At 39.7% G+C, this 6,398-nt stretch carries 8 protein-coding genes; 7 read left to right on the top strand and 1 reads right to left on the bottom strand.

Annotation, left to right across the window (positions count from 1 at the left end):
* Together PLK24_RS06115 and PLK24_RS06110 are read left to right on the top strand one after the other, a co-directional pair.
* Positions 1 to 521: hypothetical protein (locus PLK24_RS06115; protein ID WP_324477310.1), on the top strand; the 521-nt coding region annotated here is incomplete at its 5' end.
* A 24-nt stretch (positions 522 to 545) separates the two neighbouring features.
* Positions 546 to 1,238, top strand: a complete 693-nt coding sequence (locus PLK24_RS06110) for a SagB/ThcOx family dehydrogenase (RefSeq protein WP_324477308.1) — start codon at positions 546 to 548, stop codon at positions 1,236 to 1,238.
* A gap of 73 nt (positions 1,239 to 1,311) precedes the next feature.
* On the opposite strand, the gene PLK24_RS06105 is transcribed toward PLK24_RS06110, so the two are convergent.
* A complete protein-coding gene (locus tag PLK24_RS06105) occupies positions 1,312 to 2,298 on the bottom strand; it encodes a substrate-binding domain-containing protein (RefSeq protein ID WP_324477306.1) in 987 nt (328 codons plus the stop codon).
* Positions 2,299 to 2,404: 106 nt separating this feature from the next.
* Between PLK24_RS06105 and PLK24_RS06100 the strand changes: the two genes are divergently transcribed.
* The 5 genes from PLK24_RS06100 to PLK24_RS06080 all read left to right on the top strand — a co-directional run.
* The gene (locus tag PLK24_RS06100; protein ID WP_324477304.1) at positions 2,405 to 3,133 is read left to right on the top strand and encodes an SOS response-associated peptidase; all 729 of its coding nucleotides are present in this window, start codon (positions 2,405 to 2,407) and stop codon (positions 3,131 to 3,133) included.
* Between the two features lie 629 nt (positions 3,134 to 3,762).
* Entirely contained in the window at positions 3,763 to 4,074 is a 312-nt protein-coding gene (locus tag PLK24_RS06095; RefSeq protein ID WP_324477302.1) for a DUF4342 domain-containing protein, read from the top strand.
* Between the two features lie 26 nt (positions 4,075 to 4,100).
* Positions 4,101 to 4,613, top strand: a complete 513-nt coding sequence (locus PLK24_RS06090) for a flavodoxin family protein (protein WP_324477300.1) — start codon at positions 4,101 to 4,103, stop codon at positions 4,611 to 4,613.
* Between the two features lie 141 nt (positions 4,614 to 4,754).
* Complete coding sequence (locus PLK24_RS06085) at positions 4,755 to 5,246, top strand: GNAT family N-acetyltransferase (RefSeq protein ID WP_324477298.1); 492 nt, start codon at positions 4,755 to 4,757, stop codon at positions 5,244 to 5,246.
* 514 nt (positions 5,247 to 5,760) lie between these two features.
* Positions 5,761 to 6,398: amidohydrolase family protein (locus PLK24_RS06080; RefSeq protein ID WP_324477296.1), on the top strand; the 638-nt coding region annotated here is incomplete at its 3' end.

Genomic DNA, 6,398 nt, shown 5'->3' with positions numbered 1-6,398 from the left:
CAGCGTGTATTTTAGGTTCGAACCGCGGTTCTGGAAACGGGCTCATATTTATCCAGAACCTCATACGCCGTTTCGTTCAAGAAGAGATAACGATGATAACCAGCATTGAACCTGGTTATCATCGTTATATTCTCAATTTATGTCTCCAATTTGGAGGGCGATCTTTAGTCATTTTGGACCAGGGAGTGCTTTCTTTAAAAAGACCGCTGGATGATTTCGATCAATATCTCATAAATGACCAAGTGCTATTCCTCAGTACTATCTTTCCAAAAAACAACAACGGAAAGAAATGGGCTCTGCAGCGGGATTTGTTACAATATGGATTGGCTAAGGACATCTACATTGCTGACGCTCTTGAGAAAAGGCAAATATGGAGGTGGATCCTGAGAGGATTGAGGCAAAATAAAACCTTTTTTGTCAGATATCCCGAAGAAAATGAAAAAAGCGCCAATCGTTTATTTATCGCTAATGGTGCGGTTCCGGTTGATCTCAATGGAAGAATTATCGATAAATCTGATTGATTTAAAATCACAGGAGGTTTAACTATGGTGTATCCAAGAACCAAACTTTTCTCTTTTGTCTGGATAGTTTCCTTGATAGCCTTGTTGGTGATGTTCATGAGCTTTTTAGCAAATGGAAATGAGCTCGTCACTCTTCCCCAGATTGAGTACAATGATAATGATTTGATCTCAGCCATAATTGAACGAAAGGCGGAAAGACAGTATGCAACTGAACCAGTAGCGCTGAAGGATCTGGCTCTGGTTCTCTGGGCGGGAAGTGGAATAAAAAGCCCCCAGGTTGATAGCGTTTCTCATGCTACCCGAACCATTCCTTCAGCCATGGGAATCTATCCCATCGATGTGTATGTATTTGCCTTACAGGTTGAAAACCTCCCATCCAATATTTACCTGTACTTGCCGGAAAAACATGCCCTCCAAGAAATTCCAAGCGTCAATGTGACTGAGGCATTAACCAAAATAACCAATCAAAGAGCAGTGCAGAATGCATCGATGGTTTTTTTAATCGTTTTTCATCGGGATAAGTCTTCCCGAATGAATGATAAATTCGCTTACTTTGAAGCCGGTGAGGTGGTTCAAAATATCAGTTTGATGGCCGTAGATCGTGGATTGGGAAGCTATGTTATTGGTATGTACAACCAAGAAAAAATAATCGAGGTTCTGAATGAAGAAAACATTGAACCAGTTGTATTGATGGCGGTGGGAAAACCTTCCCAATAATCAATAAATAAAAAAAACCGCGGTTAAGGGGGAAACCTTTCTTAAACCGCGGTTTTTTGCAATGATTAAGTATTTACCGGATATAATCTTTAGAAAGAACCTCAATTTGTTCAATTTTTTCCGGGCTATCGATCAGGAATCCACCGGTTTTCACGGTTGGAAGGAAACCGTAAAGTTTGTAATGATAGAGGACCAACACCCCGTAGAAACCAGCTAGATATTGCTGTGAATCAATCGCAGCGGTCATGTAACCTTCTTTTAATCCAACTAGCGTTCCCGGAGTCATATCGAAACCTCCAGCGATAACTTCACCAGCCTGTCTTCCAACCGCTTTCAGGGCATCGGTTAATCGATCGGTTACAATTCCACCCAAGCCGATTATAAAGGTTGCTTCAGGATGGGAAATGAGATAAGAGGTCAGTCTTTGCTCAACGGTAGTCATTTCCAAACCACCGGCATCGATGATCTCCGATGAAGTGATACCGAATTCTTCCATAGCTTTTTTAACACCATCGGAACGAACAACACCATACATCGCTCCTGGAACTTCAACTGACATCGCTACATGAGCTTGGCTGAGGTCTAATCCTTTCTTTTTCCCTTCCTCAAAGAGCCGCATTGCCAAATCATAACCAGCTTTGAATTCATCCTGCCCAATATAAGTTAAGCGCGAGTTTCCTCTATCACCCTCGGTATCGTCATTATCGATGGCTACTACTGGAATACCCTTGGCTAAAGCATCTACCACTAATTTATCCCAAACCGTATCATCATTAATAACTAGGGCAATTCCATCGACATTCATTGCTATTGCTTCTTGCATTCTTTTTTGTTGCAGGGCAAGGTCTCCACCAACCAAATCGAAATCCACCTTGCAGTTGAGTAGTTTAGCTGCATCCTGGGCTCCCTTGACGACTACCGCCCAAAAGGGATCGTCTCCTCCGTGGGTTACAAAGCGAAAATACAATTCTCCAGCTTCTTTTTCTTGAGCAAAAACCACCGTTCCCATAACTAAAACCAACACTAAAAGAAGAGAAAAAACAGAGAGCTTTTTAAACATTTATGTCCCTCCTATTATATTGATATTTATTATTGTGCCATATTTTCATTTTTTTGCAAACTTGGAAATGATGGAAAGCCAGGGGAGGAGGTCAAGATAAAGAGGTTTGGTTACTTGGTATAGCGGCATATCCCTTTTATATATTTTAAAGCTTCGGTATAATAATTATATGTGTGGACGATTTGCCTTGATTATTACACCGGCAGAATTAGAAAAAATTTTTGGGTTGAGATTGGATGAAGAGTTCAACCCCCGGTATAATATTGCTCCTAGTCAAACCGTGCCGGTAATCACTTATTTGGAAAAGGATAATAAGAAAAAGCTATCCAGCATGAAATGGGGATTAGTACCTTCCTGGGCCAAAGATCCTTCTATCGGAGACCGAATGATTAACGCCCGTTCCGAGACCATTCAAGAAAAACCCTCGTTTCGCAGCGCCTTCCAGAGGAGAAGAGCGCTGATACCCGCCAGTGGTTTTTTTGAATGGAAACGGGAAGGAACTACCAAAAATCCCTATTTTATTGGAATGAAAGAAATGAAAACCTTTGCTTTTGCAGGATTATGGGAGCGATGGGTACACGATAATAATTTCTTGGAAACATTTACCATATTAACCACTGAAGCAAATGAACTGGTCCGCCCAATCCATGACCGTATGCCAGTTATTATGCCTGAGAGTGTTTACGATATATGGCTTTATCCATCTACTGATATATCTCAAATTATTCCGCTTTTAGCGCCCTATCCCGAAATTAAAATGCAAGCCTATCCCATATCAAAATTAGTTAACAATCCCAAAAACGATGGTCCAGAAATTCTTGAAAGAGTGGGATAATGCTTAATACCTTTTTTTAGAAATGACCTTCATGCCATTTCATAGCATCAGGTGAGGATGAAAGCCCAAGATTTGACCTGCCATGGCAGGTCGCTTCATTAATCGGGCGTGATAAAGACTTAGGGGGCGAGGTAGTATTGGCGGAAAACGCCGAAGAGCGACTTTTTGATTCCTTCTCCCTTGATGGGAGAAGGTCGGGATGAGGGTGAAAGTTCAGATTTAGATCCAGGTTAGGTTTTTTGAAAATGAACTTGGTAGAGGTGCTCAGGTTTCCCCCTCACCTTCATCCTCTCCCACCAGGGGAGAGGAAAGCGAAGAAGTGAGGTCTTCAATCAGGGGAGAGGAAAGCGAAGAAGTGAGGTCTTCAATCAGGGGAGAGGGGCGAGGGGGAGAATGAAAATTTCAAAAAGAATGAGAATCGTACTCGGGAAAGTAATGCTCAAGATGACGGCATTTTTTAATTTGTCATTCTGAGGAATCTGGTGTCTTTTACCTGACGACGTGAGAATCTCATCCTTTAAAATTTTTGTAAAGAAAGAATCTAAAAGATGAGGTTATCAATCTATTTACAAAAACAGCATTTGAAATGAGATTCATAGATTAAATTTATTTGAAATGAAGGAGGAAAAATGATGACTAACCGAAATACCTGGACCGAGGAAATTGAAGTCAATGCCCGCGACATAATTGAAAAAATAAAAGAGCTTATTCAGGAAGGGAATGTCCGGCGTTTAATTATTAAAAAAGAAAATGGCGACCTTCTTTTAGAAGTACCCTTAACCACTGGAGTTGTTGCCGGTGGAATAGTAACCCTAGTTGCTCCGATTCTGGCGGCGCTGGGGGCAATGGCAGCTCTTTTAACCAAAGTGAAGTTTGAAATTGTAAGGATTGGGGAAGAGAATATTGAAGAAAAAAGAGATGATAAAAATCAAGAGAAATAACTGCTAATCAGGAGGGAAAAAGTTTAATGGCTTCAACAAAAATTAAGACTTTAGTTTGCTTTTATTCCTTGGATGGAAATACTCGTCATATCGCAAAAGCGATTCAGCAAAAAATTGATGCAGACCTATTAGAATTGAGAATAAAAAGTCCCTATAAATACAAAGGTTTTTTAAAATATTTTGTCGGCGGCATGCAGGTCATTTTTCGCAGCCGACCTCCCCTTCTTCCTCTGGGAAAAGATCTTCGGGATTACCACCTGATCTATTTTGGAACTCCAGTATGGGCAGGGAGTTATGCGCCGGCATTTCGGACTCTTTTTACTACTACTGAACTCAAAAAGAAAAAAATAGCCTTCTTTGCTTGTTGTGGAGGGAAAGCTGGGAAAACTTTTGATAATTTTAAAAAGGTATTAAAAGGAAATCAATTTTTAGGAGAGATCGAATTTCAAGAACCTTTAAAAAACGATCCAAATGGAGCCAAGGAAAAAGCCCAGCGCTGGGCTCAGGAAATGCTGGGAAAGGCAAAGAGTGACTCGTGAAAAAAGGTAATTTGGTGATGTCTGCTGGAACTTAGGAGAACCGGAAGAAGCTCGTAAATATTATCAAAAATATGTCGAATTATTAGGAGTGGATAACTCAATTATTCCTGGCCGTGTCAAAGAGAGGTTAGATATGAAGAATTGAAAGTATACTTAGAAATCATAAATAAAAGAGGCATACCAAATCTGCAATTTTTAATCAATAAATGTGCTGAATTTTTGACTTTCCAAGATGAGCATCCGGTTGAACCAGATTCAGCTGAGAAAATATTTTATGATCATCCGGAAGGTTATGATATTTCTTCGAAAAGGATCTACGGGATATATTTAGCAAATAACCGTCAGCTTATTGGCGTGGTTGACTTGCTCTTTTATTATCCAGATTCTAACAGCGCATGCATTGGATTGTTTATGCTCGATCCGAACTACCGTAATTGTGGTTTGGGGAAAGAAGCTTATTTCATGGTAGAAAAGGAAATATTAAAAAATTCTATGATGAAAATTCGCTTGGGGGTTTTGGAAGGAAATATGCAAGGCTTTTATTTCTGGAAAAAGATGGGATTTTCCCTTACTGGCGAAAGAAAACCCTATTTATCCAAATATTTTCGAGTCATGGAAAAAAATTTATCATGAAAAGTCCTTCATGCCACTTTCGTTGCACCAGCTAAGGATAAAAAACCTCATGAAGCGACCTGCCATGGCAGGTCGCTTCATTAATCGGGCGTTATAAAGGCTGAGAGGGCAAGGAGGGGAATTGTTCAATACATTTCCCCGTTGAAGGGGTATTTAAGGAGGGTCTCCATTATGCATTTTGATTTGAACGCCTTTCAATCTTTCCAATATTTTACAGATCAGAGAAGATTGTAATATCTCTTGACACAAAAAATTTATTTGTGCTATCATTTTAACGTTAAAATAATCTGAATAAGAAAATTTCGATGAGTCATCTCCAACTAAATGATATTGGGTCCTTATTTCAAGATTGTGAAATGAGTATTCGAAAAGCACTGGATTATGCAAAGACATCGCTTATTTTCCCCTTGATATGCACCCAAAACCGCCAACAACCTAAAAGTTTTAAATTTATAGTAATTAACAATTGATTTAAAAGTTTAAAATTTAGAACTTAATGTCTGAAGGTGAGAAGATGAAAATTGACGTTCATGGACATATTGGTTCGGTTAACTTGCACCCCAATTGGACAGCCAATGCAAAGCAAGTCAGTGAAATGACCCAAAAAGCCGGTGTTGATCATTGTTTTGTCTCTTCGGCAATGAGCATCATGTATGATACCTGCCAAGGAAACAATGAAGTTTTAGAAGCAGTTCGAGAATTTGACAACCTTTGGGGCTATATGGTGATCAATCCTTTTTTCCCCGAATCTTTTCGTTATCTTGAATACATAGGAAGAGAGAGAAAAATTGTAGGATGTAAAATACATCCTGACTATCATGGTTATGACCTATCTTCACCAATGGGAAAAGATTTGGTGAGAAGAGTCGTTGATCATACCTCCCTCATTTTGTTTCATACTTCCTGCATGGCCGGGACCGGTTTTTCCAGGATTGGAACTCTTGGTGAGTTGGCTTCAAAATATTCCCAGGCGACATTCATTTCTGCTCATTTAGCTGGGTTGTATCAAAACCCCTTGTATCCTTACTATATAAATTATTCTGGGTTAGAAGAAGCAGCCCAAATGAATCTTCCGAATTTACTCATTGATACCTCCAGTTTTTGGATTTATGCCTATCCGGGTGTAATGAAAAGAATTGTTGAGCTTGTTGG

It is taken from the genome of Atribacter sp., from assembly GCF_035418125.1.
Classification (GTDB): domain Bacteria; phylum Atribacterota; class Atribacteria; order Atribacterales; family Atribacteraceae; genus Atribacter; species Atribacter allofermentans.
Note: the sequence above shows the minus strand (reverse complement) of the source record. Positions and strands in the feature narration are given on the sequence as shown.